At 72.4% G+C, this 26,557-nt stretch carries 21 protein-coding genes and 1 pseudogene; 13 read left to right on the top strand and 9 right to left on the bottom strand.

Annotated features, from left to right (window positions below; translation table 11 throughout):
• Nucleotides 1–8: 8 nt before the first annotated feature.
• Both ABD993_RS10740 and ABD993_RS10735 read right to left on the bottom strand, forming a co-directional pair.
• Nucleotides 9–710 (bottom strand): annotated as a pseudogene (locus ABD993_RS10740) (SDR family NAD(P)-dependent oxidoreductase).
• A 239-nt stretch (nucleotides 711–949) separates the two neighbouring features.
• Nucleotides 950–3,292: an ATP-binding protein gene (locus ABD993_RS10735; RefSeq protein WP_345415368.1), complete on the bottom strand. Its 2,343-nt coding sequence runs from the start codon at nucleotides 3,290–3,292 to the stop codon at nucleotides 950–952.
• A 59-nt stretch (nucleotides 3,293–3,351) separates the two neighbouring features.
• Between ABD993_RS10735 and ABD993_RS10730 the strand changes: the two genes are divergently transcribed.
• From ABD993_RS10730 to ABD993_RS10695, 8 genes are read left to right on the top strand one after another with little or no spacing between them, the layout of a single operon-like run.
• Nucleotides 3,352–4,866 (top strand): FAD-binding oxidoreductase, encoded by a 1,515-nt coding sequence (locus ABD993_RS10730; RefSeq protein ID WP_345415365.1) that lies wholly within the window; start codon nucleotides 3,352–3,354, stop codon nucleotides 4,864–4,866.
• A 29-nt stretch (nucleotides 4,867–4,895) separates the two neighbouring features.
• Complete coding sequence (locus ABD993_RS10725; RefSeq protein WP_345415362.1) at nucleotides 4,896–6,095, top strand: FAD-dependent oxidoreductase; 1,200 nt, start codon at nucleotides 4,896–4,898, stop codon at nucleotides 6,093–6,095.
• On the top strand, nucleotides 6,092–7,075 hold the full coding sequence (locus tag ABD993_RS10720; RefSeq protein WP_345415359.1) for an alpha/beta fold hydrolase: 984 nt from the start codon (nucleotides 6,092–6,094) through the stop codon (nucleotides 7,073–7,075). Before ABD993_RS10725 ends, ABD993_RS10720 begins: the two co-directional genes overlap by 4 nt.
• Nucleotides 7,072–7,833, top strand: coding sequence for an SDR family NAD(P)-dependent oxidoreductase (locus ABD993_RS10715; protein ID WP_345415356.1), 762 nt, complete (start codon nucleotides 7,072–7,074; stop codon nucleotides 7,831–7,833). The genes ABD993_RS10720 and ABD993_RS10715 overlap by 4 nt, the downstream gene beginning before the upstream one ends.
• 33 nt (nucleotides 7,834–7,866) lie before the next feature.
• Nucleotides 7,867–9,288: a hypothetical protein gene (locus tag ABD993_RS10710; protein ID WP_345415353.1), complete on the top strand. Its 1,422-nt coding sequence runs from the start codon at nucleotides 7,867–7,869 to the stop codon at nucleotides 9,286–9,288.
• Between the two features lie 25 nt (nucleotides 9,289–9,313).
• Nucleotides 9,314–10,153, top strand: a complete 840-nt coding sequence (locus ABD993_RS10705; RefSeq protein WP_345415350.1) for an SDR family NAD(P)-dependent oxidoreductase — start codon at nucleotides 9,314–9,316, stop codon at nucleotides 10,151–10,153.
• Between the two features lie 32 nt (nucleotides 10,154–10,185).
• Nucleotides 10,186–11,058 carry a dioxygenase family protein gene (locus tag ABD993_RS10700; RefSeq protein ID WP_345415347.1) on the top strand — a complete coding sequence of 291 codons (873 nt, stop codon included), beginning with the start codon at nucleotides 10,186–10,188 and terminating at the stop codon, nucleotides 11,056–11,058.
• The gene (locus ABD993_RS10695; RefSeq protein WP_345415344.1) at nucleotides 11,048–12,109 is read left to right on the top strand and encodes a maleylacetate reductase; all 1,062 of its coding nucleotides are present in this window, start codon (nucleotides 11,048–11,050) and stop codon (nucleotides 12,107–12,109) included. The genes ABD993_RS10700 and ABD993_RS10695 overlap by 11 nt, the downstream gene beginning before the upstream one ends.
• Before the next feature lie 232 nt (nucleotides 12,110–12,341).
• Here ABD993_RS10695 and ABD993_RS10690 read toward each other — a convergent pair whose 3' ends face one another.
• The 5 genes from ABD993_RS10690 to ABD993_RS10670 all read right to left on the bottom strand — a co-directional run bounded on the left by ABD993_RS10690 (nucleotide 12,342) and on the right by ABD993_RS10670 (nucleotide 17,982).
• Nucleotides 12,342–12,638 (bottom strand): hypothetical protein, encoded by a 297-nt coding sequence (locus tag ABD993_RS10690; RefSeq protein ID WP_345415342.1) that lies wholly within the window; start codon nucleotides 12,636–12,638, stop codon nucleotides 12,342–12,344.
• Between the two features lie 772 nt (nucleotides 12,639–13,410).
• Nucleotides 13,411–14,151, bottom strand: coding sequence for a GntR family transcriptional regulator (locus tag ABD993_RS10685; protein ID WP_345415340.1), 741 nt, complete (start codon nucleotides 14,149–14,151; stop codon nucleotides 13,411–13,413).
• Nucleotides 14,152–14,261: 110 nt separating this feature from the next.
• Nucleotides 14,262–15,692, bottom strand: a complete 1,431-nt coding sequence (locus ABD993_RS10680) for an amidase family protein (protein WP_345415337.1) — start codon at nucleotides 15,690–15,692, stop codon at nucleotides 14,262–14,264.
• A complete protein-coding gene (locus ABD993_RS10675; protein WP_345415334.1) occupies nucleotides 15,689–16,798 on the bottom strand; it encodes a pyridoxal phosphate-dependent aminotransferase in 1,110 nt (369 codons plus the stop codon). Before ABD993_RS10675 ends, ABD993_RS10680 begins: the two co-directional genes overlap by 4 nt.
• Nucleotides 16,795–17,982 carry a M20 family metallopeptidase gene (locus ABD993_RS10670; protein ID WP_345415331.1) on the bottom strand — a complete coding sequence of 396 codons (1,188 nt, stop codon included), beginning with the start codon at nucleotides 17,980–17,982 and terminating at the stop codon, nucleotides 16,795–16,797. Before ABD993_RS10670 ends, ABD993_RS10675 begins: the two co-directional genes overlap by 4 nt.
• A gap of 228 nt (nucleotides 17,983–18,210) precedes the next feature.
• On the opposite strand from ABD993_RS10670, the gene ABD993_RS10665 reads away from it, so the two are divergent.
• From ABD993_RS10665 to ABD993_RS10650, 4 genes are all read left to right on the top strand, one after another.
• Complete coding sequence (locus ABD993_RS10665; RefSeq protein WP_345415328.1) at nucleotides 18,211–19,230, top strand: BMP family protein; 1,020 nt, start codon at nucleotides 18,211–18,213, stop codon at nucleotides 19,228–19,230.
• A gap of 62 nt (nucleotides 19,231–19,292) precedes the next feature.
• The gene (locus ABD993_RS10660) at nucleotides 19,293–20,759 is read left to right on the top strand and encodes an ABC transporter ATP-binding protein (RefSeq protein ID WP_345415325.1); all 1,467 of its coding nucleotides are present in this window, start codon (nucleotides 19,293–19,295) and stop codon (nucleotides 20,757–20,759) included.
• Nucleotides 20,756–21,871, top strand: a complete 1,116-nt coding sequence (locus ABD993_RS10655; RefSeq protein WP_345415322.1) for an ABC transporter permease — start codon at nucleotides 20,756–20,758, stop codon at nucleotides 21,869–21,871. The genes ABD993_RS10660 and ABD993_RS10655 overlap by 4 nt, the downstream gene beginning before the upstream one ends.
• A complete protein-coding gene (locus tag ABD993_RS10650; RefSeq protein WP_345415319.1) occupies nucleotides 21,868–22,950 on the top strand; it encodes an ABC transporter permease in 1,083 nt (360 codons plus the stop codon). The genes ABD993_RS10655 and ABD993_RS10650 overlap by 4 nt, the downstream gene beginning before the upstream one ends.
• Before the next feature lie 66 nt (nucleotides 22,951–23,016).
• Here the strand turns inward: ABD993_RS10650 and ABD993_RS10645 are convergent, their stop codons facing one another.
• Together ABD993_RS10645 and ABD993_RS10640 are read right to left on the bottom strand one after the other, a co-directional pair.
• The gene (locus tag ABD993_RS10645) at nucleotides 23,017–24,018 is read right to left on the bottom strand and encodes an LLM class flavin-dependent oxidoreductase (RefSeq protein WP_345415316.1); all 1,002 of its coding nucleotides are present in this window, start codon (nucleotides 24,016–24,018) and stop codon (nucleotides 23,017–23,019) included.
• 24 nt (nucleotides 24,019–24,042) lie between these two features.
• Nucleotides 24,043–25,458 (bottom strand): amidohydrolase family protein, encoded by a 1,416-nt coding sequence (locus ABD993_RS10640; protein WP_345415313.1) that lies wholly within the window; start codon nucleotides 25,456–25,458, stop codon nucleotides 24,043–24,045.
• 185 nt (nucleotides 25,459–25,643) lie between these two features.
• Between ABD993_RS10640 and ABD993_RS10635 the strand changes: the two genes are divergently transcribed.
• A partial coding sequence (locus ABD993_RS10635) for an aldehyde dehydrogenase family protein (RefSeq protein ID WP_345415309.1) occupies nucleotides 25,644–26,557 on the top strand: 914 nt, incomplete at its 3' end.

Below are 26,557 nucleotides of genomic sequence, written 5' to 3'. Positions count from 1 at the left end.
CTGCCCCGTCACGAAGGACGCTCGGTCCCGACGCCAACCACAGCACGGCGTCGGCGACCTCCTCGGGCCTGGCGACCTCGTGAGCGCCGCCTTGTCCGCCCGCCGCCGGAAGGCCGCCTCGCGTGCAGCGTGGCCGAGCCCCCGGTGTGCACCGAGCCGGGCGCGGTGGCGTTGACCCGGATCCCCTCGGGCCCGACCTCGGCCGCCAGGGTGCGGGTGAAGGAGACGACCGCCCCCTTCAGGGCGCTGTAGATCGTCGAGTTCGGCACCCCGAGGAACGCGGAGACCGACGCGATGCTGACGATCGTGCCGAAGCCCTGCCTGCGGATGTGCCGGATCGCGGCCTGTGCCACTCACACGTAGCCCGCGAGGTTGAGGTTCACCAGGGAGTAGAGGTGATCCTCGGTGATGTCGTCGATCGCAGCGAAGTGCTGCAGTCCCGCGTTGTTGACGGCGAGGTCGAGACGACCGAACCGGTCGACCACCCCGTCGACGGCGGCGATCACGTCGGCCCGGCTGGTCGCGTCCAGCCGGACCGCCTCGGCGACGCCACCGTCCTCGTGGACCCCGGCCACGGTGGCCTTCGCCGCGTCGAGGTCGATGTCGGAGACCACGACCGCGTACCCGGCCCGGGCCAGCTCGCGGGCAGTGACGCTGCCGATTCCACCTCCCCCGCCGGTGAGGAAGGGGACCGGGGTGGTGTGGTTCATCGCTGACTCCGCTTCTGCTCGGGGCACGACCATGTGCCGTACGTCACGCCGACGGCACCCGATGCTAGGCCGCTCGGGCTCTTTTCGATAGTGACAATTGAAAATTGTCCATCGGCCGCCCGTCCGGGCCGCGAACAGGTAGTCGACACGTAGTTCTGCGCGTGGTGCCCCGGCGATCGGGGCCGGGAAGCTCCCTGGCAGGCGGCAGCCGAAGTGACGTTGCCTACACGCACCGGCGGCTAGCGAGTGGAGCGGACCCCGAGGGAGGGCGAATGGACGCGATCGTCGTGCCCGTCCGTCGGCCCCGCCCCCCGCAACCGGTGCTCGGTCATCCACGTCGCGATCTGGGCGCGGGACAGGAACTCCAGCTTGCCCAGGATCTTCTGGACGTGGCCCTCGGCGGTGCGCGTGGAGATCACCAGCGCGGCCGCGATCTCCTTGTTGCTCCGGCCCGCGGCCACGAGCTCCGCGACCTCCCACTCCCGCTTCGACAGCAGCACGGCCCCGGTCGCCGCCGGGGCGGCCGTGCGACCGACCACGAGATCCATCGCGGCGTCGAGCGACAGCCTGCGGCCCTCCTCGACGAGATCCGCGTAGCGGTCGCCGAGGGCCGTCCGGACCTCGGCGGCCCGGCGGTCCAGCAGCTCGTCGAGGACCGTCAGCGCCGGGATCCGGTGCGTCCGGGCGGCGCCCAGCAGCAGCGCGGCCCTGCGGTCGCCCGCGCCGACGGGCTGGTAGAGGGCGGCGCTCTGCACGCAGGTCGTCATGCCGAACCGGTCGTCGAACCGGCGCATGAGCTCGGCACAGCGTCGCTGGGCCCGGACCGCGGCGGCCCGGTCGCCGTCGATCCAGCTGGCGAGGGCGATGGTCCACTGGATGTACGGCAGGCCGTAGTTGTCGGTCGAGGCGTCCGGCCGGGCGAGGAACTCGGCGCAGCAGCGCAGGCCACGTTCGGTGTCGCCCGCGAGTGTGGAGGCCATCCCGAGCAGGCACAGCGTCTTCGAGATGCCCATCGCGTCGCCGGCGGCGCGGAAGGCGTCCCGGGCGGCGGCCAGCAGGTCGCACGCGGTCCCCATGTCGCCGTGACGGACCTCGAGGAACCCCTCGACGAACCGGAGGTTCGCTGTGAGCCCGATGTCGTCGAGCCGGGCCTCCAGGCGGTTCGCCTCCGCCAGGAGGTCGTCGGCGGCGTCGTCGTCGACGATCGCGAGATAGGCCGCGGCGCCGAGCGCCTGGGCCCGCGCGACGCTCGGCTCGGGAGCCGACCGCAGACCGCGGGCCAGCCACTCCCGACCCTCGGCCACCTGGCCTGCCATGATCCAGTAGAACCAGAGATCGGCCGCGAGCCGCAGCCCGTCCGCCACGCGCTCAGGCCGGGACAGGCTGTGTTCGAGCGCGGCTCGCACGTTCGTGTGGCTGCCGCGCAGCTGTTCCATCCAGCTGTCGGACCGGGCGCCGAGGAGTCCCTCGGAGGCCTGCTGCGCCAGCCGACGGCACCAGTCGAGATGGCGGTCGCGCAGCCGCGGCTCCTCGCCGGACGCGGCGAGCCGGTGGGCCGCGTCCTCGCGCAGCAGCCGCGGCAGCCGGAAGCCCGCCCCGACCGGACGGTCGTCCCGGCTGAGCACCGACTTGTCGACCAGGCCCGCGACGAGATCGAGCATGCCTTCGCGCGGGAGCGCGTCGTCGGCGCAGACGAACTCGGCGGCCGGCAGCCCGAGCCGTCCGCTGAACACGGCGAGCCGGGTCCACAACAGCTGTTCGCGGGGCGAACACAGGGCGTAGCTGGAGTCCACGAGCGCCTGCAGGGTCCGCTGCCGCGCCGGCGCGCCCCGCTTCGAGCGGGCCAGCAGGCGGTAGGCGTCGTCGAGGCGCTCGTCGAGCTCGGCCAGCGACAGGACGTCGAGTCGGTCCGCGGCGAGCTCGATCGCCATGGGGAGACCGTCGAGCCTGCGGCAGATCCGGGCGATCGTCGCGAGCCCTCGCGGGTCCGGGTCGAGACCCGGTCGGATCGCCCGGGCCCGGTCGAGGAACAAGGTCACGGCGTCGACGCCGGCGAGGTCCGGCCCGGGCTCGTCGCCCACCGGCTCCGGGGGCAACTCCATCGGCCCGACGGGCACGACGGACTCCCCGAGGGTGTGCAGTGGGAGCCTGCTGCTGCTCAGGATCCGCAGCTCCGGAGCCGCCCGCAACAGCACCTCGGCCAGCGCGGCGCAGGCGTCCACGACCGTGTCGCAGCCGTCCAGCACCAACAGCGCGCGCCGGTCCCGGAAGTGGTCGACCAACAGCGACTCGACCCGGATGCCGCCGTCGTCGCGAAGGCCGAGGCCCCCGAGCACGGTGGAGGGCAGCAGCGGCCCGTCCCGGACGTCGTCGAGCTCGACCAGCCAGACGCCGTCGGGGAAGTCGTCCGCCACCTCGTCCGCGACCCGGAGAGCCAGCCGGGTCTTCCCGACACCCCCGGTCCCGGTGAGGGTGACCGCCCGATACGTCGCCAGGGCTCGCTCGACCGTCGCCGCCTCGGCACGACGGCCGACGAACGTCGTCAGCTCCGCCGGCACGTTGCCCCGTCGCACCCTCGCCACGGCAGCAGGGTATCCACCCCGGACGGCCACGGACACCGTGTCCGAGAGGAAGAGAGACCATGACCAGCACGCTCCCGCCCCACCTCGGCGCCTCCGCGCTCGATCGGGCGCTCGCCGCCTTCGTCGGCGAGCTGGGCCCCGAGTCCGTCGTCAGCGAGCCGGAGGAGCTCCGCGCCTACCGGGACCCGTACACCTACTCGGAGTCCGACGAGTTCGACGCGTCCGCCGTGGTCATGCCGACCACGACCGAGCAGGTCCAGGCCGTGGTCCGCATCGCGAACGAGCACCGGGTCCCGCTGTGGATGTTCAGTCAGGGCCGGAACAACACCTACGGGGGTTCGGCGCCGCGGCTGCGCGGCTCGGTCCTGGTGAACCTGCGGCGGATGAACCGCATCCTGGAGATCGACCGCGATCTGGCCTATGCCGTCGTCGAACCGGGGGTGCGCTGGTTCGACCTGTTCGACGGCCTGCAGGAGGCGGGCGGGGACCTCTGGCCGTCGATCCCCGACCTTGGCTGGGGCAGCGTCGTCGGGAACTCGCTGGAGTACGGCATCGGCTACACCCCCTACGGCGACCACGCCCGCAACATCTGCGGCATGGAGGTCGTGCTGCCCGACGGGTCCCTGCTGCGCACCGGTATGGGCGCGATGGAGGGCAACGCCGCGTTCCACACCTACCCGCACAGCTACGGGCCGTCCTTCGGCGGGCTCTTCCAGCAGTCCAACCTCGGGATCGTCACGAGCGTGGGCTGGTGGGTCATGCGCAGGCCCGAGGCCTACTCCGCGTGCTGGGCCCGGTTCCGCGGCTACGACACCCTCGGCGAGGTTGTCGACGTCCTCCGCAGGCTCATGCTGGACCGCGTCATCGAGAACACCCCCCTGCTCAACCGCGGTGTGGAGATCGACGCCGACGGCAACTTCAGCCTCGACCCCGACGGTGAGGGCTGGTCGGCCCGCTTCGCCCTCTACGGACGGGCCGGTCTCGTCGACGCCCAATTCGCGGTCGTCGAGCAGGCGCTGCGCGCGGCGCCCGGGGTGGAGGTCGTCCGGCGGACGTTCGACACCGCCGACCTCACCGGACCGGCGAACCACGACGAGCGGGTCCAGCGCGGGATCCCGGACATGGACCTGCTCGACCCCAGGATGCTGCCGTACGGCGAGGTCACCGGGCATCTCGACTTCTCCCCGATCGGGCCCTGCCGGGGGGCCGACGTCGTCCGGCTGGAGAAGCTGGTGCGGGCCACCTACGCACGCCACGGCCGCCAGTACGTGAACGGGCTGTACCTCACCCCGCGCAGCGCGCTGCACATCAGCACCACCTTCTACGACCCGCGCGACGAGGAGCAGACGCGCGGGGTCTTCGAGGGCTACGCCGACCTCGTCCGTGAGGTCGCCACGCTGGGCTACGCGCCCTACCGGACGAACCTGCAGCACATGGACCTGGTCGCCGAGCAGTTCGGCTTCGCCGACCACGCCCAGCGCCGGGTCGCCGAGCGGATCAAGGACGCGCTGGACCCGAACGGGGTCCTCGCCCCCGGCAAGTCCGGCATCTGGCCCGCCGCGTACCGCCGATGACCCGCCCGCCACGAACCCCTGGAGGAAGTGTGAAGCCGTCCACCGACGTGCTCGTCGTCGGCGCGGGCCCCGTGGGCCTGTTGACCGCGCTGGGCCTCGCCCGTGCGGGACTGCGGGTCGAGATCGTCGAGCGGGGGTCCGGGATCGGTGACTCGCCGCGGGCGATGACCTATCTCTGGTTCGTCCTCGACGGGCTCGCTGAGCTCGGCGTCCTCGACGACGTCGAGCGCGAGTCCCTGCTCAGCCTCGACGGCCTGACGCTGCGGGTGCTGCGGACCGGGGAGGTCGTCGAGTGGGGCAAGGTCTCGCTCGAGGAGATCACCGGCCGCCCGTACAACAACGTCCACCTGGGTCAGGACCGGCTGGGCACCATCGCCCTGCGCCACCTCGAGCGGCACGACGGGGTGACCGTCCACTGGGACACCCGGGTCACCGGTCTCACGCAGACCGACGACCGGGTGCGGGTCGCGACCGAGGGCCCGGACGGGTCGACCGAGCTCACCGCGGGCTGGGTGGTCGGCGCCGACGGTGCGGGCAGCACCGTGCGGGAGGCCGTCGGCCTCGGGTTCGACGGCATGACCTGGCCGGAGCGGTTCGTCGCGACCAACCTCCGCTACCCGTTCGACGATCACGGCTTCAACGACGCCAACATGGTCGTCGACCCGATGTACGGCGCCGTCGTCGCGAAGATCGACGACCGAGGCCTGTGGCGGGTGACCTACGCCGAGGACCTCGACCTGCCCGTCGAGTCGGTGCTGGACCGGATGCCCGCCGTCCTCCGCTCGGTGCTGCCCGGGTCGGAGGACTACGAGCTCGTCCACCACTCCCCGTACCGGATGCACCAACGCGCCGCGGACACCTTCCGCGCGGGGCGGGTCCTGCTCGCGGGGGACGCCGCCCACGCCACGAACCCGACGGGCGGGCTGGGTCTGATCTCCGGCCTGCTCGACCTCTACGTCCTGTGGCCCGCCCTCGCCGCGGTCGTCCGGGGCGAGGCCTCGGACTCCGTGCTCGACCGGTGGGCCGCCGACCGCCGCCGAACCTTCCTGGAGATCGCCTCGCCGATGGCGTCGAACTTCAAGCAGCTCGTCTACCACACCGATCCCGCCCGGCTCGAGGAGGCGCTCGCCGGACCGCGGTCGGTCGCCGGGGACCCGGAGAAGGTCAAGGCGGCCGCGCTCGGCATGGCCCAGCTGCGCTCCCCGCAGCTGGTCCCGGAGCCGGCGTGACCGCCCGCGGGTTCTCGTGGGTCGGGTCCGACCACCGCACGACGGCGGCGGGCCGGGTCCCCGACGGGGCCCTGTACGTGCAGTGGGAGGAGCCCGATCCGGGCGCGCCCCGGATCGTGCTGGTCCACGGCGGCGGCGGTCAGGGCACCGACTGGCTGGGCACCCCTGACGGCCGTCCAGGGTGGGCGGCGCTGCTCGTCGAGGCGGGCTGGGCGGTCCACGTCGTCGACCGCCCCGGCCACGGCCGGGCCGCGGGCCCGGGGGCGGGTGAGCTGGGGCCCCCGCCCGGGCTGGAGGCCGTCGCGGGCCTGTTCACCCCGGGCGACCCCCGGCACACCCGGTGGCCGGGCCCCGGCGGACCGGACGATCCCGCCATCGCGCAGCTGGCGGCCTCATCCACCGGCCTGCCCGTCGACGGGGCGGCGGCCCAGGCCCGGGACGCCCGGCGGCTGGCCGAGCTGCTGGAGCGGATCGGCCCCGCCGTGCTCGTCGCCCACTCGATGGGCGCGCCCGCGGTGTGGCTCGCGGCCGCGGCGCGCCCCGAGCTCGTCCGGGCGGTCGTCGCCCTCGAGCCGCCGGGACCGCCCTTCCTGCACCTCCCGCAGGCCGGCGTCAGCCTGCCGTGGGGCCTGACCACGGCACCGATGGAGTTCGCACCGCCGGTCGAGGATCCCGAGCACCTGCAGGACGGCCGTCCGCGGTCGATCCCCGGGCTCGTCGGGATGCCGATCGCCGTCGTGGAGGCCGAGGCGTCTCCGCTCGGCGGCGGGTGCGCCCTGGTCGCGCAGTTCCTCCGGGACGCCGGCGCCGCGGCCCGACACCTGGCACTCGCCGAGCACGGCGTCACCGGCAACGGTCACGGGATGGTCGTCGAGCGCAACCACGCGGACGTCCTGGACCTGCTGCTGCGGTGGCTGGCGGACGTCCTCTCCGACGCCGGTCGCCCGACCGCGTCGATCATGATCAAGGAGCACCAGTGAGCACCATCCCCCAAGACATGATCGGCCGCGTCGCCCTCGTCACCGGAGCGGGCGGCGGGATCGGGCGGGCCACCGCCCGGGCGTTCGCCGCGCGCGGCGCGCAGGTCGCGGTCCTCGACATCGACGCCGCCGCGGCGGCCACGACGGTCGACGAGGTCAAGGCCGCGGGCGGGACCGCCGAGGCGTTCACGGTCGACGTCTCCGACGCCACGGCCGTCGACGACACGGTCCGCGCGGTCGTCGACCGGTTCGGCCGCCTGGAATTCGCCCACAACAACGCGGGCGTGGAGGGCGAGGTCACCCGGCTCGCGGACGTGCAGCAGGCCGACTGGGACCGGGTCATCCGGATCAACCTGACCGGCGTCTGGCTGTGCCTGCGGGCCGAGATCAAGGCCATGGAGGGGCGCGGCGGCGCGATCGTCAACACCGCGTCGGCGTCCGGGCTGGTGGCCCGCCCCGGCGGCCTGTCGACCTACGTGGCCAGCAAGCACGGCGTCGTGGGCCTGACGAAGGCGGCCGCAGTGGACTACGCCGCCGACGGCATCCGGATCAACGCGGTCCTGCCGGGCCCGATCGCGACGCCGTTCACCGCCGACCTGCCGCAGGAGATCAAGGACCAGCTGACCTCGCTGACCCCGATCCGACGGTTCGCCGAGGCCCAGGAGGTGGCGGAGGCCGTCGTCTGGCTGTGCAGCGACGCGGCCTCCTACATGGTCGGCGCCGCCCTCGCGGTCGACGGCGGCGTCGTCGCCTACTGAAGCACTTCTCCCCCACGCCCACGGAGGTTCGCCATGACCGAGACCCCGCAGCTGCCGACCTTCCCGCACACCCCGTTCGTCCCCTACGACCCGACGGTGCAGTTCTACGAGACGGCCGCCTGGAACTTCGGCGGGGACGCCGAGGCCTGGGAGTACACGGGATGGCGGGACGAGACCGCCGCCGGCAAGACGACCGTCTCGCTGCACGGCCACCTGAACCCGTCGCCGACCCTGCGCCTGACCGGCCCCGACGCCCTCGAGTTCCTGTCCAGCGTCTGCGTGAACAGCTTCGCCAAGTTCCGCGTCGGCGCGTCCCGCCACGCGATCATGACCGACGAGCAGGGCCGCGTGGCCGCCCACGGGATGCTGCTCCGCCTCGCCGAGGACGACTTCGTCAGCTACTGGCTGGCGCCCTATCTCGGGTACCGGCTCGCGCAGCGCCCCGACCTGGACGTGACCGCCGAGGACCTCACCGGGCGGGTCTTCCTGTTCCAGCTGAGCGGTCCCCGGTCCCTGGAGGTCCTCGAGGCGGCCACCGGTGAGGACCTGCACGACATCGCGTTCCTCCGCCACCGCCTCACCTCGGTCGCGGGAGCGGAGGTCCGCATCGTCCGGATCGGCATGTCCGGCACGCTGGCCTACGAGCTGCACGGGCCCGTCGAGGGGGCGATCCCGGTCTACTCGGCGCTCATGGCGGCGGGCGAGGAGTACGGCATCCGCCGGATGGGCGTGCAGGCCTACATGTGCCAGCACACCGAGGGCGGCTTCGGCCAGGCCTACTACCACTTCCCCCTCGCTTGGGGGGACGACGAGGACCTGCAGGCGTTCTTCGCCGCACTCGGCTTCCCGCCGATCGGCAAGCACCTGCGGCTGCACGGCAGCGTCGGGGAGGACATGGACCGCCGCCACCGCACCCCCTACGACCTGGGGTGGGGGCACATGGTCAAGTTCGACCACGACTTCGTCGGCCGGGCGGCGCTGGAGCGGGTGGCCGCCGCCGACGCCACCCGCATGGTCACGCTCGTCTGGAACCCCGACGACGTCGCGGAGGTGTACCGCTCCCAGTTCGGGCCCGGCCCGGCGCACCAGGAGATGTCGATCCCGAACCACTTCATGTACGAGGTCGGCGATCCTCAGCACCTGCAGAGCCTGTGGGCGGACAAGGTGCTGGTCGGCGGCGAGGACGTCGGTACGTCCTCCGGGCGGTGCTTCAGCGGCCACTCCCGGGAGATGCTGTCCCTGGCGACCGTGCAGACCGCGCACGCGCAGGAGGGCACCGAGGTCGTCGTGCTGTGGGGGGACCCCGGCACGGTCCAGAAGGAGATCCGGGCGACCGTCGCCCGGTTCCCCTACCTGGTCGACCCGGTGCGCAACGAGAGGTTCGACGTCTCGACGATCCCCGGCCGGTTCCCCGCCCGCTCAGTCGAGCCCGCGGCACGGCCGGCCGGGATCTGAGCCCGGCACCCGAGGAGAGGACAGCATGAAGTCGTTGCGGGACAAGGTCGCCGTCGTCACGGGGGCGGCGAGCGGGGTGGGCCTCGGCCTGGCCGAGCGGTTCGCCGCCGAGGGGATGAAGGTCGTCCTCGCCGACGTCGAGGAGATACCACTCAAGGCGGCCGTCGAACGCCTCCGGGCGGGCGGGGCGGAGGTCCTCGGCGTGCGCACGGACGTACGCCACGAGTCCGAGATGCAGGCCCTCGCCGACGCCACCCTGGACGCGTTCGGCGGGGTCCACCTGCTGTGCAACAACGCCGGCGTCGAGACGGGCGGGACCTTCGCCGAGATCCCGGCCGAGAGCTGGAGGTGGGTCCTCGACGTCAACCTGTGGGGGGTGCTGCACGGGTGCCGCATCTTCCTCCCGCTGCTGCGCCGCCAGGTCGAGGCGCACATCGTGAACACCGGGTCGGGGGCGTCGTTCTCCGCGAGCCTGCCCACGTTCGCCCCGTACATCACGTCCAAGTTCGCGGTGCTCGGGTTGTCCGAGAGCCTGGACATGGAGCTGCGCGCGGCGGGGGACCCGGTCCGGGTGTCCTTCCTCGCCCCGATCGCCCGCACCCGGATGTCGGAGTCCGAGCGCAACCGCCCCGCCGGTGTCCCGTCGACCGAGCAGGACGCGGCGCGCACCCGGATCCTCGACACGATCCGGGCCGTCAGCGACCAGGTCGGGCTCGATCCCGCCGACGTCGCCGGGCTGGTGGTCGACGCCGTCCGGGAGGAGCGGTTCTTCGTCGTGGTCCAGCCGGAGGACAGTGTGCGGGCGCTGCGGGAGCGCATCGCCTGGCTCGAGGGCGGGCCGGCGGCCGAGCAGCTCCGGCTCTGACCGTTCCCGCACCGACGAGGAGGTACCCACCGGTGACCACGTCCCCCCTGCTCTTCTCCGAGGAACGCTCGGCCGAGGTGGTGGCGCAGGCGTTCGCCGCCACCCCGGACCCGCGGCTGCGCGAGCTGCTCACCGCCCTGGTGCGCCACCTGCACGCCTTCGCCAAGGAGGTGGACCTGGTCCAGCCCGAGCTGGACGCGGCGATCGACTTCCTCACCCGGACCGGGCAGACGTGCAGTGCCGTGCGCCAGGAGTTCGTCCTGCTCTCGGACGTCCTCGGGATGTCCATGCTGGTCGACGCACTCACCCACCGAGCCGACGAGGGGACCGAGTCCACCGTGCTCGGTCCCTTCCACATGGTCGACTCGCCGCCGCGGGCGCTCGGCGACGACATCTCGGGCGCGTCGGAGGGCGAGCCCACGCTCGTCACCGGACGGGTCCTCACCACGGACGGCCGACCAGTGCCCGGGGCGGTGGTCGACATCTGGCAGGCGGACGCGACCGGTTACTACGACGTCCAGGTCTCGGAGTCGCTGGACCAGGGCACGCTGCGAGGCCTGTTCACCTGCGACGACGAGGGCCACTTCGAGTTCCGGACGATCCTCCCGGCCGCCTACCCCATCCCCACCGACGGCCCGGTCGGGCGCCTGCTCACTGCCACCGGCCGCCATCCCTACCGACCCGCCCACATCCACGTCATCGCCGAGGCGGCCGGGTGCGCCCCGCTGACGACCCATCTCTTCGTCGCCGGATCGCCCTATCTGGACTCCGACGCCGTGTTCGGGGTGAAGGACAGCCTCGTCCTGGACTTCCCGACCGTGACGGACCCCGGGCTCGCCGAACGCCACGGTCTGCCCGTCCCCTTCCGCCACGCCGACGTCCAGATCCGCCTCCATGCCTGCTGAGCAGGGGTTCGTCCACGAGCAGCGGGCACTGCGGGTGGTGCTGCGCCGCGGGGCCGTCGCCGAAGTGCCCGCCGAGATCGACAGGCTGGGCGCGCGGCGGGTGCTGCTGGTCGGCAGCGCCCGGCACGGGGACGGCGTCGCCCGCGCCCTCGCCGGGTCGCTCGCCGCCCGCGTCACCGACCCGCGGATGCACGTGCCGATCGAGCAGGCCGTCGCCGCCCGCGCGCTGGCGGACGAGCACCGGATCGACGCCTGTGTCGCGGTGGGTGGCGGCTCCGCCATCGGCCTGGCGAAGGCCGTGGCCCTGCACCGCCCGGTGCCCGTGCTGGCCGTGCCGACCACCCTGTCGGGATCGGAGGCCACGCGCGTCTGGGGCCTGACCGAGGGCGGAGTGAAGCGCACGGGGAAGGACCCGGCGGTGGCACCCCGCGTCCTCGTCTACGACCCGGACCTGGCCGCCGCGCTAACGGTGGCCCGGGCCGTGCCCAGCCTGGTCAACGCCCTCGCCCATGCCGTCGAGGCCCTCTGGGCGCCGGACCGCACCCCGCTGACGGACGTCCTCGCCGCAGAAGGCGCGACCGTCCTGGTGCGGGTCCTCCAGGGACTCGCACCAGGCTCCGGTCCGACGCTCGCCGAGCACGCCGACGCCGCCCTGCACGGTGCCTGGCTGTGCGGCACCGTCCTGGACGCCACCACGATGTCGCTGCACCACAAGCTGGCCCACACCCTCGGCGGGACGTTCGGCCTGCCGCACGCCGAGGTCCACACCGTGCTCCTCCCCCACGTGCTCGCCTTCAACGCCCCCGCGGACGCCGAGGTCTTCCGCCGGGTCCTCGGCGGGCCCGACCCCGCGGACCGACTGCAGCGGCTGATCGCCGACCTGTGCGGACCGACCTCCCTGGGGGCCCTGGGGTTCCGCGCCTCCGACGTCGCCCGCGCGACAGAGCTCGCCCTCGCCTCCCCCTACGCGAACCCCCGCCCTCTCGACGCCGCCGCGGTGCGGGAGTTGCTGACCCGCGCGCTGGGCGGGGACCGGCCGCGGCCAGAATGAGCAACGCCTCAACCCCGTTCAGCTGAGAGGCCGCGGAATGCACCGACCCGTGACATCCTTCGCCGACAGCAGCCTCCACGAGGCCGCTGCCTGACCAGGGCGACGGTGACACGGTCGAGGATGGCGCCCAAGTCCCGCGGCCTCGCGGCCGGGACCACGACCTGGCTGCGTCGCCGGACGACACCGGGTCACAGGAGACCCGAACCGCCGGAGTAGCCGCCTCGGTCATCGTTCATGGCCGATCACGGCCGCGTTGCCGCTCGAGCTCCCTCCTGCCGTACGTGGCCTTTCGAACGGCGTCCTCGCTCTCGAGGCTGGAGCCCAGCGCCCCGGCCACGATTCCGACCGAGCTCGCCAGCCACACGAGCTTGAGATAGCTGCCGAACGACGCGGGCCGTTGCAGCTGCGAGGAGAAGTAGCCGGGATCGATCAACGCGAGCGCCGCGAGCAGCCCCACGAGATAGAGGAGCACGTACATGCAGGCGACCCCGAAGATCATCGTGATCGCGGTCGCGGCGTTGTAGAGCACCGCCTTCGCCCGGGCGCCCTGGTCGTCCGGGCGGTCCCAGAGGTGAAGTACGCCTCCCGCGGTCGGCCTGCACGGAGCAAGGCGGAGATGGTCAAGCGCGCCCTTGAGGATGGTCTGGTGACCTTGACGGACCTCGAGCCCACCGAACGAGATCGTTGACCCTGCTGTCGCGGTCAGCCCCGAACATGAACCGAGACAGATCCTGCGGCTGGCTTCTCCGCGGGCTCACTCGCTACCGCGCTAACGTGATTCGGCTCCATGCTCAGGTCACCGTTTTGGTCACCGCTTACGACAGATCACCGTGGCGAACAGGCAACTCCACTGATGATCGACTGAACCCGGAGAGCACCCCTGACCAGCATGAACGAGGATCGGGGCAGGTGGCGGATCACCCGACTCCCCTCCAGCGGGTTCTCGGTTCAAGTCCGAGGCGGTGTACTCATCCGGCAGGTCAGAGCCTCCCGTTCTCGGTCTGAGTTCAGATTCTGAGGCTCGAAGTCAACGCTTACTGAACGGAGACTCCCGCAAGGGAGTCAGCTGTTCATGCCCGGCGGGCCGAGCTATCCCGGCCGCGAACGGGTTTGGCAGAGGCTGCGTCTCGGCTCAGTATGTGTCGCAGTGCTTCTTGCGATCGATAGGGCAACCGTCGCCGCGGTCGCCCGGAGACTGGGCCGATCCTGGGAGACAACGAACAGCGTCGCGGTCGCCGCCACGTCACCGCCGACTGGATCCGAGTCAGGGATGCGACGCCCGGGCCGGGCGATGATGCGCGTCAATCGTCCGGCAACGCGTTGACCAGGTCGGCGAAGACACTGCGGATGTGCTCCCGACACGCCGCCTCGGCGGCGGCCGGGTCCCGCTTGGTGATGGCGGTGACGATCTCCTCGTGCTGGCGGACCGAGGCGTCGAGCCTGCCGGGCACCGCGACCGTGAGCTTGCCGAGGCGCTCGAGGTGGGCGTCGAGCTCGACGAGCATGCCGCCGATCCTGTGCCCGGCCGCCTGCCGGTAGAGGATGCGGTCGAAGACGTCGAACAGCGCGGGGATGCCGTCCAACTCGCCCGCGTCGAGCTGCCCGCGGCTCTGTCGCACGTTGGCTCGCAGGTCCGCCTCGTCGCCGTCGCTGATCTGCATGGCCGCCCGCCGCGCGCAGAAACCCTCCAACAGCTCACGCAGCTCGTAGATCTCGCGGATGTCGGCGTGGGTGTAGCCGCGGACGATCGCGCCGCGGTAGGGCGCGACGGTGACCAGGCCCTCCTTCTCCAGCCGGACCAGCGCCTCCCGGATGGGGGTCTTGCTGACCCCCATCTGCTCGGCGAGCTGGCGCTCGCGCAGCTGGGTGCCCGGCTCGAGCTCCAGCTCGACGATCGCCCGGACCAGGCGGCGGTAGACGACCTCCTTGATCTGGAGGTGGGTGTCCGCGCCGGGCGCCGGCAGGGTCAGCCCGGTGAAGTCGGGTGTCGACCTGCGGGTGGACGCCTTCGACGACGGGGGCGTGTCCACACTCGGCTTCATGATCGTCTTGTCCTTCGCACTCCCCCGGCGGGACGGGGTCGCCGGTGATCCTGGTGGTACAACCTTGCACTCTGCGTGGCCGGTTCGCGGTGACGAAAGGCCCACGGCCGTTAACTTCGTGATTCTCGCAGCCGCGGGGCCGCGGGGGCCGGACCGAGGACGTCCTGGGCGTGGACGGCCAGGTCAAGGACCCGGTCGTCGTGCGCCCACGGGCCCACGACCTGCAGCCCGACCGGCAGCCCGTCCGTCGCGAAGCCGCACGGCAGGGTGACCGCGGGCTGGCCGGTGATGTTGAACGGGTACGTGTACGGGGTCCAGGTGATCCACGGCAGCGGCGCGTCCGCCTCGCCGCCCTCGGGCACCTCCGCGTCGGCGGCGAAGGCGGTCAGCGGCATCGTGGGCATGACGAGCAGGTCCCACTCGTCGAGCACCCCGGCCAGCGCGGCGTTGAACGCGCGGCGGGCGGTCAGCGCCTCGTAGTAGTCGGCCAGGCTGTAGGCCTCGGCGAGGGGACCCAGCCGGACCAGGCCCGGGTCCATGTCGGCGGCGTGCTCGCGGGCGAGGTCGCGGAACCCGAGGCCCCGCCCGGTCACCCAGAGCGCCTCGAACACCGCCCGCGGCAGCGCCGCGGGTAGCTCGACCTCGCGGTACTCGGCGCCGCCCGCCGCCACGAGCGCGTCGAGGGCGGGATCGACGACCCGGCCGACCTGCGCCTCCGGCGCGATGCCGAACGGCGCGCGGACGAGGCCGACGCGCAATCGGCGCCCGCCGCCGGGGCCGGGCGGACGGGACCAGTACGACTGGGGGTCGCGCGCGTCGGGCCCCCGGGTGAGGTCGAGGACGGCCCGGGCGTCCCGGACGTCGCGGGTGATCGGCCCGGCGTGCGAGAGGTTCTCGTTGACCGTGCCCGGCCACACCGGGATCGCGCCGAGCGTCGGCTTGAGCCCGACGGCCCCGCAGAACGCGGCGGGGATCCGGACCGATCCGCCCGCGTCGGTGCCGGTGGCGATGGGCACCGCCCCGCTGCCGACGGTCGTGCCGGAGCCCGCGCTCGAGCCACCGGAGTTGCGGGTCGGGTCCCACGGGTTGCGGGTCACCCCGGTGCGCGGCGAGATCCCCGTGCCCTTCCACCCCAACTCCGGGGTAGTAGTGCGCCCGATGACCACGGTGCCCGCGTCGACGAGCCTGCCCACCATCGGCGAGGACTCTGTGGCGGGGGTCTCCGGGCTGGTCCGCGAGCCCTTCCCGGCGGGGAGCCCCGCCTCCAGCATGTTGTCCTTCACCGCGATCGGCACCCCGTGCAGCGGGCTGCGCACCCGGCCCGCCCGCACCTCCGCCTCGCGCTCGGCGGCGACCGCCCGAGCGCGCTCGGGATGCAGGACGGCGTAGGCGTTCAGCGCAGGCTCGGCCTCCGCGGCCAGGCCCAGGGCCAGCTCGGCGAGGTGCACCGGGGAGAGCTCCCCGGCGGCCACCCGGCGCCCCAACTCCAGCCCGGACGCCGCGCGGTACTCCTCGGCGTCGAGCTCGACGTACCCACTCATCGAGCCGCTCCGGGCGTGGACAGGTCGGCCCACGCTGCGGCGAACCGCTCGCCCCACTCCTCGGGGACTGAGGTGCTGACCTTCACGAACCGCTCGCCGAAGCGCGGCGACTGGTAGGTGCCGGGGCGGATGAACACGTCCCGCTCCAGCATCGCGGCGCACAGCGCGTCGGCGGACCAGCCGCTGTCCGCGATGTCCACGGCCACGAAGTTGCCGTGCGAGGGGTACACCACGAGCTTGCCGAGACCGCTGCGCTCGACTGCGGCGCGGACGGTGCGCTGGTTCGCCTCGTTGGCGCCTCGGACGCGGGCGAGCCACGGCTCCTTGACCGTCAGCCCGGCGATCGCCGCGCGCTGGGCCTGAATGTTGGCGCCCAACGGGTTCGACGGGACGGCGGTCAGCCGGGAGAGCAGCTCCGGCACTGCCACGACCGCGCCGAGGCGCAGCCCGGCGAGGCCGAGCCACTTGGAGAACGAGTAGGTGGTGAACGTCCCCTCCGGGTATAGCTCCGCCGCGAGGGTGTGGTCGGTGGCGAAGTGCCGGTAGGTGCAGTCGTGCACGACGAGCGAGCCGGTCTCGCGCGCCAGGTCGGTGATCGCGACGAGCTCGTCGCGGGTGTAGCGGCTGCCGAGCGGGTTGAGCGGGTCGATCAGGTAGACCAGTGAGCGGGGCTCGATCACCTCGGCGATCTGTGCCGCTGTGATCTTGTAGCCCTGCTCGGCGGAGTACAGGTCCAGTGTGGTGGCGGGCACGCCCTCCAGCCCGGCGAAGCGCGCCGGCCACGGCCACCCCGGGTCGCTCGTGACGATCCGGGAGATCGAGCCTGCCAGGCCGGTACAGATGTGGTGCAGACCGCCGACCGCGCCGTCGGTGACCCAGACGTCCGCCCCGGGCAGCCCGAGGTCCTCGACGATCAGCTCGCGCAGCTGCTCGAAGCCCAGCGCCGGGGCGTAGAGCTGGAACTCGCGGCGCCGGATGCTCTCCTCGAGCGCGGCGAGCACCTCGACCGGCGGCTCGAGGTGGGTCGTGTTCTGCCCCATCCACACCAGGTCCGGCCGCTCCAGCAGATGCTCGAACGACGGGGCGGCGGCGGCCGGTGCGCTCACTTCAGCAGCGCCAGGGTGGCGAAGGCGGTGTAGACCTTCGTGGCCTCGACGATGTCGGAGACCGACAGCCGCTCGTTGGGGCAGTAGACCGGCTCGCCGCCCGGGCCGAAGATCACGGTCGGGATCTGCTCGCCGAAGCTGGCGGTGTCGCCGAGCCAGCCCGCGGCCTGCAGGGTCGGCTCGGTGCCACGGACTCGCCGGACCGCGTCGATCATCGTCTCGACGACGAGGCTCTGCGGGTCGGCGACGTACCCGGACTTGACGTCGGCGAGCTCGACCTGCGCGGCGAAGCGCGGGTCGGCGGCCTTCACCGCGTCGAGGCAGCGGTCCAGCTCGGCCCGCACGGTCTCCACCGACACCCCGGGCTGCGGGCGGCAGTCCAGCCGGATCACGCACTCGTCCGGGATCATCGACGGGCCGCCCGGCGGCAGGCCGCCGTACACCCGCCCCGGCGCCATGTAGGTCTCCTCGCCGAACAGGTCGCGCACCCACGGCTCAAGCTCGGGTGTGAGCCGGGAGGCGTCGAGCTCGAGGATCGCCTTGGCGGCCAGCATGTTCGCGTTCACGGCGAGCGGCTTGTGGCAGGTGTGCGCGCTCTTGCCCTGCGCGGTGATGTCGAAGTAGTAGCGGCCGCGGTGGCCGAGGTAGATCTCGTTGTCCGAGAGCTCGCCGAGCACGCAGAGGTCCGCGGTGTACTCGTCGAAGTAGCGGATCGAGCCGAGCTGGTCGCCCATGTGGTCGCTGACGCCGGCAAAGCCGAGCCTGCCGGACACCGGCACCCCGGAGGCGCGGACCGCCTCGGCGGCGACGATCTGGCAGAGCAGCGCCGCCTTCATGTCCATGATCCCGTGGCCGTAGACGTGGCCGTCGATCAGCTCGCCGGAGTACGGGGTGGTGTCGGTCCAGCCGATGGACTCGGGCTTGGTGTCCATGTGCCCGGTCAGGACGACCCGGGGGCCTGCGCCGAAGTCCAGCTCGCCGATGGCGTTCGGCCGGTCGGGCAGCACGTCCTGCAGCCGGACGTCGGAGAAGCTCGAGTCCTTCATGACGTCGACCAGGTACTGCGCGAAGGCGAGCTCGTCGCCGAGCACGCTCGGGATGCGGCAGACGTCCTGGACCAGGGACACCACCCGGTCCTCGTCGATGCTCGCGAGGGCCTGCTCGACCGCTGCTGACTTCTCCATTGCACTCCCACGTCGATTTGAGATCTCAAATTTGGGGGGCCTACCCACCTACTGTCAAGTGCGGCCGAGGTCACGTCAAGCAGCGCTCAGCAGGCTCGATGTTGCGTGCTGGTTACGCATCGCTGCATGTCTTGACGCGCTCCCGGCTGCGCGGACACGATCCTGAACACTAAATGCGATCTCAAGATCTCAGCAGCCGGGCTGAACGGTCGCGCAGAAGGAGAGACAATGATCCGAGTGCCTTCGTGGCTGCGCAGCACCCGCGTGCTCGCCGCCCCCGTCCTCGGCGCCGCGCTCGTGCTCAGCGCCTGTTCGAGCGGCGGGTCGACGGCCGCGCCGGAGACCGCGGCCTCCGGAGCGCCGACGAAGGTCGGCGTGGTGCTCGCCGGGCCGCGCAACGACAAGGCCTTCTACCAGTCCTACCTCGACGGCGTGCAGGCCGTCGCGGACCGCGAGGGGATGACCGTCTCGGTCGTCGACAACGTCGGCTCCCCGCAGGCCGCGATCGACGCGCTGACCAACCTCGCCGCGGACAACCAGCTGATCATCGCAGGCGGCAGCTCACTGGTCTCGGCGGGCAACACCGTCGCCCCGCAGTTCCCCGACGTCACCTTCGTGATGTCCGGGGTGGTCCAGACCGGCGTGCCGAACCTGCACACCTACGCCACCCGCCAGGGCGTCCCGGCCTACGTCGCCGGCGTCGTCGCCGCGCAGGAGAGCGCGACGGGCACCGTCGGCTACGTCGGCGGCACCGACATCCCGCCGAACTCGCAGTCCTCGATCGACTTCGCGGCCGGCGCCAAGTCGGTCGAGCCGAACATCAACGTGGCCTCGGTGACCGTCGGCTCGCTCAGCGATGCCGCCAAGGCCAAGGAGGCGACCGCCGCGCAGATCGCGAACGGCGCCGACGTGATCTACGCCTTCCAGGACGCCGGCCTGCCCGGCGTGCTCGACGCGGTCACCGAGTCGGGCAAGGACGTGAAGGTCTTCAACCCGACGACCGACCGGTGCGAGGAGTCCCCGGCGCTGATCGGCTACGCGTTCCAGGACACCAGGGTCATGGTCGGCCACGTCCTCGAGGACTACAAGGCGGGCACCCTGCCCACGGACCCGCGCTTCTACGCCCTCGACGACCCGGCCGTGCAGGCGCTCAAGCTGTGCCCCTCGGCCACGCAGTACGAGTCGGTCGTCGCCGACACCACCGCCAAGCTGAACTCCGGGGCCATCACCCTGCCCCAGGGCGGGTGACGATGCCGGCCCCGGCTCGCACGCCCGACAGCGCCGCTCCACCGGCGCTGTCGGCGCGTGCGGTGACGAAGCGGTACGGCACCCTGGTCGCGAATGACGCGATCGACCTCGACGTCCGGCCCGGCGAGATCCTCGCCCTGCTCGGCGAGAACGGGGCCGGCAAGTCGACCCTGGTCAAGATCCTCTCCGGCCTGGTGCGGCCGGACTCCGGAGAGGTGCTCGTCGGCGGCAGGCCGCTCCCGGACGGGGACCCGCAGGCCGCCCGGGCCGCCGGGATCGGTGTGGTGCACCAGCACTTCATGCTGGTCCCGGACATGACCGCGACCGAGAACGTCGCGCTCGCCGAGGGCGCCAACGGGCGCTACGACGCCGCGTCGATCCGCGCCCGGCTCGTTGAGATCGGCGAGCGGCACGGCATGCCGGTGCGTCCGGACGTCCCGGTGGAGACCCTGCCGGTAGGAGAGCGGCAACGCATCGAGATCCTGAAGTGCCTCCTGCGCGACGCGCGGGTGCTGTTGTTCGACGAGCCGAGCGCGGTGCTGTCGCCCGCCGAGTGGGATCGCCTCGCCGAGGTCCTCGCCGCGCTCGCCGCCTCGGGGCTGGCGATCGTGCTGATTACCCACAAGCTCGGGGAAATCGCGGCCGTCGCCGACCGCTGCACGGTCATCCGCGGGGGCCGCGTCGTCGACACGGTCGAGGTCGGGTCCACCCCACCCGAGGAGCTCGCCCGGATGATGGTTGGCCGGGACGTGGTGCTGCGCACCGAGCGGCCCCTCGTGGCCCCCGGCCCCGTGGTGCTCGACGTCTCCGGACTCGCCCTCCGGGCCTACCGTGGCGACCGCGACCTCGGGCCGGTCGACCTGCAGGTGCGCGGCGGCGAGGTGCTGGGGATCGCGGGTGTGGAGGGCAACGGGCAGAGCGAGCTGGCCGACCTGATCTCGGGCGTACGCTCCCCCACCTCGGGCTCGGTGACCGTCACCGCCCGCACGGGCCGCGGCCCGGGCCGCACGGGGACGATCGCGGAGGACCGGCACGCCGACGGGCTGGCGCTCCCGCTGTCGGTCACCGACAACCTGATGATGCGGGCCATCGGCGAGCGCGTCTTCTCCCGGCTCGGGGTCCTGCGCCCCGCCCGCATCCGCCGACACTGCGCCGACCTCGTCGCGCGCTTCGACGTGCGGACGACCGGCCTCGACACCCCGGTCGCCAGCCTGTCCGGCGGCAACCAGCAGAAGATCGTCCTCGCCCGCGAGATGCACGGCGAGCCGGACCTGCTGGTCGCCGCGCAACCGACCCGCGGGCTCGACGTCGGGGCGATCGAGTTCGTGCACTCCCAGATCAACGCGCACAAGGCGGCGGGCGGCGCCACCGTGCTCGTCTCCGCCGAGCTCGACGAGATCTTCGCCCTGTCCGACCGCATCGCCGTGATGTCGTCCGGCCGCGTCGTCGCCGTGCTCGACGCGGCCGACGCCACCCGGGACCGGATCGGCGAGCTGATGGCCGCAGGCCGCGAAGGAGCGACCTCATGAGACGGCTCGCCGCGCTCATCCCGCGGGCCGACCGGCGGGCCTTGCGCGGTGCCGCCGTCAGTATGCTCGCCGTCGTCCTCGCGCTGGCCGCGTCGCTGCTGGTCATCGCGTGGAGCGGGGCCCCGGTCGGGGACGCCGCGCGGGCGATGTGGGACGGCGTATTCGGCAGCCCCGCGCAGTTCGGCGCGACCCTGACCAAGTTCGTCCCGCTGGTGCTCGCCGCCGTCGGCTGGGTCGTCGCCTCGCGCGCAGGGCGGCTCAACGTCGGGTTGGAGGGTCAGATCCTCGCCGGCGGGACCACCGCGGCGGTGGTCGGGCTGAGCCTCTCCGGGCTGCCGATGGCGGTACACCTGCCGCTCGCGGTCCTCGCGGGGGCGGCCGGTGGCGCGGCGCTCGGCGGCATCGCCGCCTGGCTCTGGGCCCGTCGCGGGGTCAACGACTTCATCGCGACCCTGCTGCTCACGCTGATCATGACCCAGGCCGTGTCCTGGCTGGCCAACGGTCCGCTGGAGGAACCGACCGGCACGCTCGGCCAGACCTCCCCGGTGGCCGACTCCGCGCGCTGGCCGGTGCTGTTGGCACGGACCACGCTGCGCTGGGACATCGTCCTGGTCGTCGTCCTCGTGCTGGTCGCGGCATACGTGCTGCGCCGCACCGTCGTGGGGTACCGGCTGCGGCTGACCGGGGCGAACCCGACCGCTGCCAAGGCCACCGGGACCCGCACCCGGCTCGTCGGCGTCGGAGCGCTGTGCACCTCGGCGGCGATCGCGGGCGTCGCGGGATCGTCGCTGGTCCTGGCGGCGCCCGCGGGCAACCTGGCCCCGGGCTTCTCCGCCAACTACGGGTTCGACGGCATCGTCGTCGCCCTCCTCGCCCGCAACAACCCGCTCGCCTGCATCCCGGCGGCGCTGCTGCTCGCCGCGCTGCGGCAGGGCGGCGGCCTGCTGGAGGCCCGCGTCGGCATCTCGTCCGGGCTGGTCACTGCGACCCAGGCCGTGGTGATCCTGCTGGTCACCGGGTCGGCGTGGCTCGTCGACCGGCGCCGCTCGCGACCGGCCGACGCCCGCCCGGCACAGCCGCAGGAGCGAGTCTCCGAAGGAGCCCACTCGTGAACCCGTTCGACGTCGCCCTCTTCGCCGCGGCGATCCGGCTCTCCGTCCCGCTGCTGCTCGCCGCGCTCGGCGAGCTGATCTCCGAGCGAGCCGGCGTGATCAACATCGGCCTCGAGGGCATGATGCTCTTCGGCGCCTACGCGGCGTTCCTGACCGCGTACGCCACCGGCAGCGTGGGACTGGGGCTGGCTGCCGGGATCGGGCTGGGGCTCGTCCTCGGGGCGATCATGGCCTTCGTGTCGGTCACCCTGCGCGGTGACCAGATCGTCGTCGGGGTGGCGCTGAACCTGCTGGCCGCGGGCGTGACCCTGTTTCTCTACCGCCTGCAGTTCGGGGGCACGCAGCCCACCACGGTGAAGATGGAGCCCTACGCGGTCCCGCTGCTGTCGGACATCCCCGGCATCGGTCCGGTGCTGTTCCACCAGCTCCCGCTGGTCTACCTCGCCTATGTGCTCGGCCCAGTGGTCGCCTGGGTGCTCTACCGGAGCAGGCGCGGGCTGCGGCTGCGCTCGGCGGGCGAGAAGCCCGAGGTCCTCGACTCCACCGGGGTGGACGTGGTACGCGTGCAGTGGGGCGCCGTGCTCGCAGCGGGCGCGCTCGCCGGGCTCGCGGGCGCCTTCCTGTCCGTGGGGCAGGTCGGCCTGTTCGCCGAGAACATGACGGCGGGTCGCGGCTTCCTCGCCCTCGCCGCGGTGGTCTTCGGCCAGTGGCGGCCCTACGGCGTCGTGGCCGCCTGCCTGGTCTTCGGTTTCACCGACGCGCTGCAGCTGCGCCTGCAGTCCATGGGCGCCGTGCCGCAGCAGGTGTGGATCGCCCTGGTCGTCGTCGGGGTGCTGGTCGCGGCCGTCGGCGTGTGGCGGGCCCGCCGGTCCGGCTCGCCGCTGCGCTGGGTCCTGCTCGGCGCGGTGCTGTGCGTCGCCGTGGGCGGGCTGGGCGCCGCTCTCGTCCCGGGCTTCACCCTGCCCTCGCAGTTCTGGCTGAGCCTGCCCTACGTGCTCAGCCTTGTCGCGCTGGCCACCTCGGCCCGACGGGTGCGGGCGCCCGCGATGCTCGGCCGGGCGCTGCCCGCACGCAGCTGACCCCTCCCACGACGAAGCCCTCGCAGCCGGTCGGCTGCGGGGGCTTCGTCGTGCTCGGGGAGCGGATCAGAGATGGCCCTCGTCCCGCAGACAGTCCGCGAACGCGGTGACGGTGGCGATCCTGCTGTCGGCGTCCCCGCCTAGGGGGAAGACGGCCATGCTGTCGATGCCGAGCTTGTCGAGCGTGCGGATGTGCTCGCGGGCCGCGGCCCGGTTGCCCGACAGCGACATCCGGCGCACGAAGTCGTCCGGCAGGAGCGCGGCGGCCTTCTCGGCCTCCTGGAACTCCCCGCCCGAGTACATCTCCCGGACCTGCGCGACCAGCTCCGGCGAGAGCCCCGCGAGCCCGCAGTAGACCGGCGCCGTCATCGGGAACCATGCGGCGATCGTGCGCCCGGCCGCCAGAGCGACGTCCTCATCCTCGTCGATCGCGCCGTAGGCGAAGACCGTGATCTTCGGGCGCGCGTCCCGGCCCGCCATGTCCACGCCGCGGTCGATGTGCTCCAGGGCGTAGGTGAGGCCGTCAGAATGCAGGCCGGCGAGCAGGATGACGCCGTCGGCCACCCGCCCGGCCAGCTCGAGGGTCTTCGGCCCGCTCGCCGAGATGTAGACCGGGATGTCCGGCCGGGCCGGGAAGCGCAGGTGCGCCTCGTCCAGGGTGAACCCGCGCGCCTGCATGTCGACGTGCTCGCCCGTCCACAGCCTGCGGGCCGCGGTGATCGAGTCCTCCAGCAGCGCGAGGCGCGCGGGCTTGAGCCCGAGCGCCTCCAGCGGTCGGTCGCCCGCGCCGATGCCGTAGACGGCCCGGCCGCCGGAGATCTCGTCGATCGTCGAGATTCCGACGGCTGCCATCGCCGGGTCCCGGGTCACCGGGTTGGTGACCGCGGTGCCCAGCCGCATCCGGCTCGTGTTCACCGCGGCCAGGGTCAGGTACGAGTAGCAGTAGCGGGAGTGCAGGGAGGAGTCCGTGAGCCAGAGGTCGGTGATGCCGGCCTCCTCCACGCTCTTCACCATCGAGACGAAGCGGTCCGGCTCGTAGGCCGGTTGGAGAGCGACGCCGCCGTACATGTGGGGAACCTTCCAGGGTGGGTGTCAGACGACCGGCCAGGCCGGCGCCGGGTCGATGCCGATCTTCTTGAGGATGCGGCGATCGGTGGCCTCGACCTCCTCGCGCAGGGCGTCCTCGTCGAACACGGTGCTCTTCTTGTTCTCCAGCACCACCTTCCCGCCGATCAGTACCGTGTCGACCGAGTGGCCGGTCACGCCGTAGGCGAGGTTGGCGATGGGGTTGTGCAGCGGCCGCCAGTCGTAGTCGTTCGTGTCGAAGACCACGATGTCGGCCTGCTTTCCCACCTCCAGCGAACCGGTGACGTCGTCGAACCGCAGGGCACGGGCGCCGCCCAGGGTGCCGAGCTCCACGGCGGTCTCGGCGCTGACGGCGGTGGGGTCCTCCCGGGCGTCGCGCGGCAGGAGGGCCGCGAGGTAGATGGCCCGGCAGATGTCCTGGTGGTTGGAGCAGTTCTCCGCGTCGGTGCCCAGGCCCATCGGGACGCCCGCGGCGATCAGCTCCGGCCACTTGCTGTGCTGCGTGGTGCCCTTGGCCAGCTTGAGCGCGGTGCTGGGGTTCCAGGAGACGGTCGCACCCGAGTCCGCGATGGCCGCGACATCCTCCAGGTCGAGACTGGTGACGTGGTTGAGCAGCGTGTACGGGTTGAGCGCCTTGATGCTGGCGGTGTGCTGGATCGGCCGCTCGCCGAAGACCTGCAGCTCGAGTGCCACCTCCCGCTCGCTGGTCGACTTGTGCTGCACCGCGAGGGTCTGCGACTCCTCGGCCAGCCTGGCGGCGGCCACCGTCAGCTCGTCCGAGCAGGTGGTCACGCCCTCGACGCAGACGGCCGGGCGAATCCGCTCGTTCCCGAAGGCCTGCACCGTCTCCAGGCCGTGCTCGAGGCGCTTGATCGCGGCCGCCGTGTCGAGCGCGAGCCAGTCCGGGAGACCGGCATCGCCGCCCGAGCCGCGCTGGTCCCAGGTCCACAGACCGATGCGCGCCCGCATCCCCGACTCCGCGATGGCGGGCAGTACGGCGTCGATGTGGTTGCAGCCCGGCTCCTCGAACAGCGTGGTGCCGTTGCGGATCATCTCGGCGGTGGCGTGCCGCGCGTAGACGTTCATGTCCTCCGGCTCCAGGGAGGAGAAGGACGGATAGATGAAGCGTCGCAACGACTCCAGCGTGGTCCCACCCTCGGGCATCGCGCCCTTCGCGCAGCACAGCAGGTGCCGGTGGCCGTTGGCCATGCCGGGGAGCACTACCGCGTCCGGCCGGTCGATGCGGCGGGCGGGGCGGTAGTCCCGGTCCAGGTCCACGGCCTTGCCGACGGCGACGATGACCCCGTCGGTGACCGCGACGGCACCGTCACGCACGATCCGCCGCTGGGCGTCCACCGTGATCACCCACCCGGCGGTCACGAGGATGTCGCAGGATGTGGGGGTCACAGCGGGGTCTGTCATGAGCACTCCAGAGGCAGGCACTACTTGAGATCGCAAAGCTCCCCCAGACTCCGCACAGGTGTCAAGTGCTCCCCGCGGACACCACGCCCGAATCGTGTTACCAGTACGTTACTGCTGTTCAGAGGGGAGGTTCGCCACCCATCTGCCGGGTTGCCGACGATGAGATCTTGAGATCTCATCTTGGTGTGCATGACACGACGCGGCCGCTAGACGGCACCCCCACGCTTTACCACTGGGCCGACGGCCGGAAGGTCGACGGGAAGTCGGGCCGGTTCTCCGACGTGACCAACCCGGCGACGGGTGAGGTCACGGCGTCGCTGCCGCTGGCGTCGGCGGAGGAGGCCGCGGACGTGATCGCGGCGGCGAAGGCGGCGTTCCCGGGGTGGCGGGACACCTCGCTGGCCAAGCGCACTCTCGTGCTCTTCCGGTTCCGGGAGCTGTTGAATGCGCGTGCTCCGGAGCTGGCGGCGATCATCACCGCCGAGCACGGCAAGGTCCTCTCGGACGCCGCGGGTGAGGTGGCACGCGGTCAGGAGGTCGTGGAGTTCGCCTGTGGCGCACCGCATCTGCTGAAGGGTTCAGCGACGGAGAACGCCTCGACGGGCGTGGACGTGGCGTCGATCCGCCAGCCGCTCGGCGTCGTGGGGATCATCTCGCCGTTCAACTTCCCGGCGATGGTGCCGATGTGGTTCTTCCCTGTCGCGATCGCCGCGGGCAACACGGTGGTGCTCAAGCCGTCGGAGAAGGTCCCGACGGCGGCGTTGTGGATCGCGGAGCTGTGGCGCGAGGCGGGTTTGCCCGACGGTGTGTTCAACGTGCTCAACGGGGACAAGGTCGCTGTCGACGCGTTGCTGACCTCGCCCGATGTGAAGAGCATCAGCTTCGTGGGCTCGACCCCGATCGCCCGGTACGTCTACGAGACGGGCACGGCGCACGGCAAGCGGGTGCAGGCGCTGGGTGGGGCGAAGAACCACATGGTCGTCCTGCCCGACGCCGACCTCGACCTGGCCGCGGACCAGGCGATCAACGCGGGATTCGGCTCGGCGGGTGAGCGGTGCATGGCGATCTCGGCGCTGGTGGCGGTGGGCGACATCGCGGA

The sequence above is a fragment of the Pseudonocardia xishanensis genome (assembly GCF_039541715.1).
GTDB lineage: Bacteria > Actinomycetota > Actinomycetes > Mycobacteriales > Pseudonocardiaceae > Pseudonocardia > Pseudonocardia xishanensis.
The sequence above is the reverse complement of the archived record's forward strand: the minus strand, read 5'-3'. Positions and strand labels throughout refer to the sequence as shown.

Coding starts and splice junctions, on each gene's coding strand:
- ABD993_RS10730 (WP_345415365.1), top strand. CDS start 3,352: ATGACCAGCACGCTCCCGCCCCACCTCGGCGCCTCCGCGCTCGATCGG.
- ABD993_RS10710 (WP_345415353.1), top strand. CDS start 7,867: ATGACCGAGACCCCGCAGCTGCCGACCTTCCCGCACACCCCGTTCGTC.
- ABD993_RS10705 (WP_345415350.1), top strand. CDS start 9,314: ATGAAGTCGTTGCGGGACAAGGTCGCCGTCGTCACGGGGGCGGCGAGC.
- ABD993_RS10695 (WP_345415344.1), top strand. CDS start 11,048: ATGCCTGCTGAGCAGGGGTTCGTCCACGAGCAGCGGGCACTGCGGGTG.
- ABD993_RS10685 (WP_345415340.1), bottom strand. CDS start 14,151: ATGAAGCCGAGTGTGGACACGCCCCCGTCGTCGAAGGCGTCCACCCGC.
- ABD993_RS10680 (WP_345415337.1), bottom strand. CDS start 15,692: ATGAGTGGGTACGTCGAGCTCGACGCCGAGGAGTACCGCGCGGCGTCC.
- ABD993_RS10670 (WP_345415331.1), bottom strand. CDS start 17,982: ATGGAGAAGTCAGCAGCGGTCGAGCAGGCCCTCGCGAGCATCGACGAG.
- ABD993_RS10665 (WP_345415328.1), top strand. CDS start 18,211: ATGATCCGAGTGCCTTCGTGGCTGCGCAGCACCCGCGTGCTCGCCGCC.
- ABD993_RS10655 (WP_345415322.1), top strand. CDS start 20,756: ATGAGACGGCTCGCCGCGCTCATCCCGCGGGCCGACCGGCGGGCCTTG.
- ABD993_RS10645 (WP_345415316.1), bottom strand. CDS start 24,018: ATGTACGGCGGCGTCGCTCTCCAACCGGCCTACGAGCCGGACCGCTTC.
- ABD993_RS10640 (WP_345415313.1), bottom strand. CDS start 25,458: ATGACAGACCCCGCTGTGACCCCCACATCCTGCGACATCCTCGTGACC.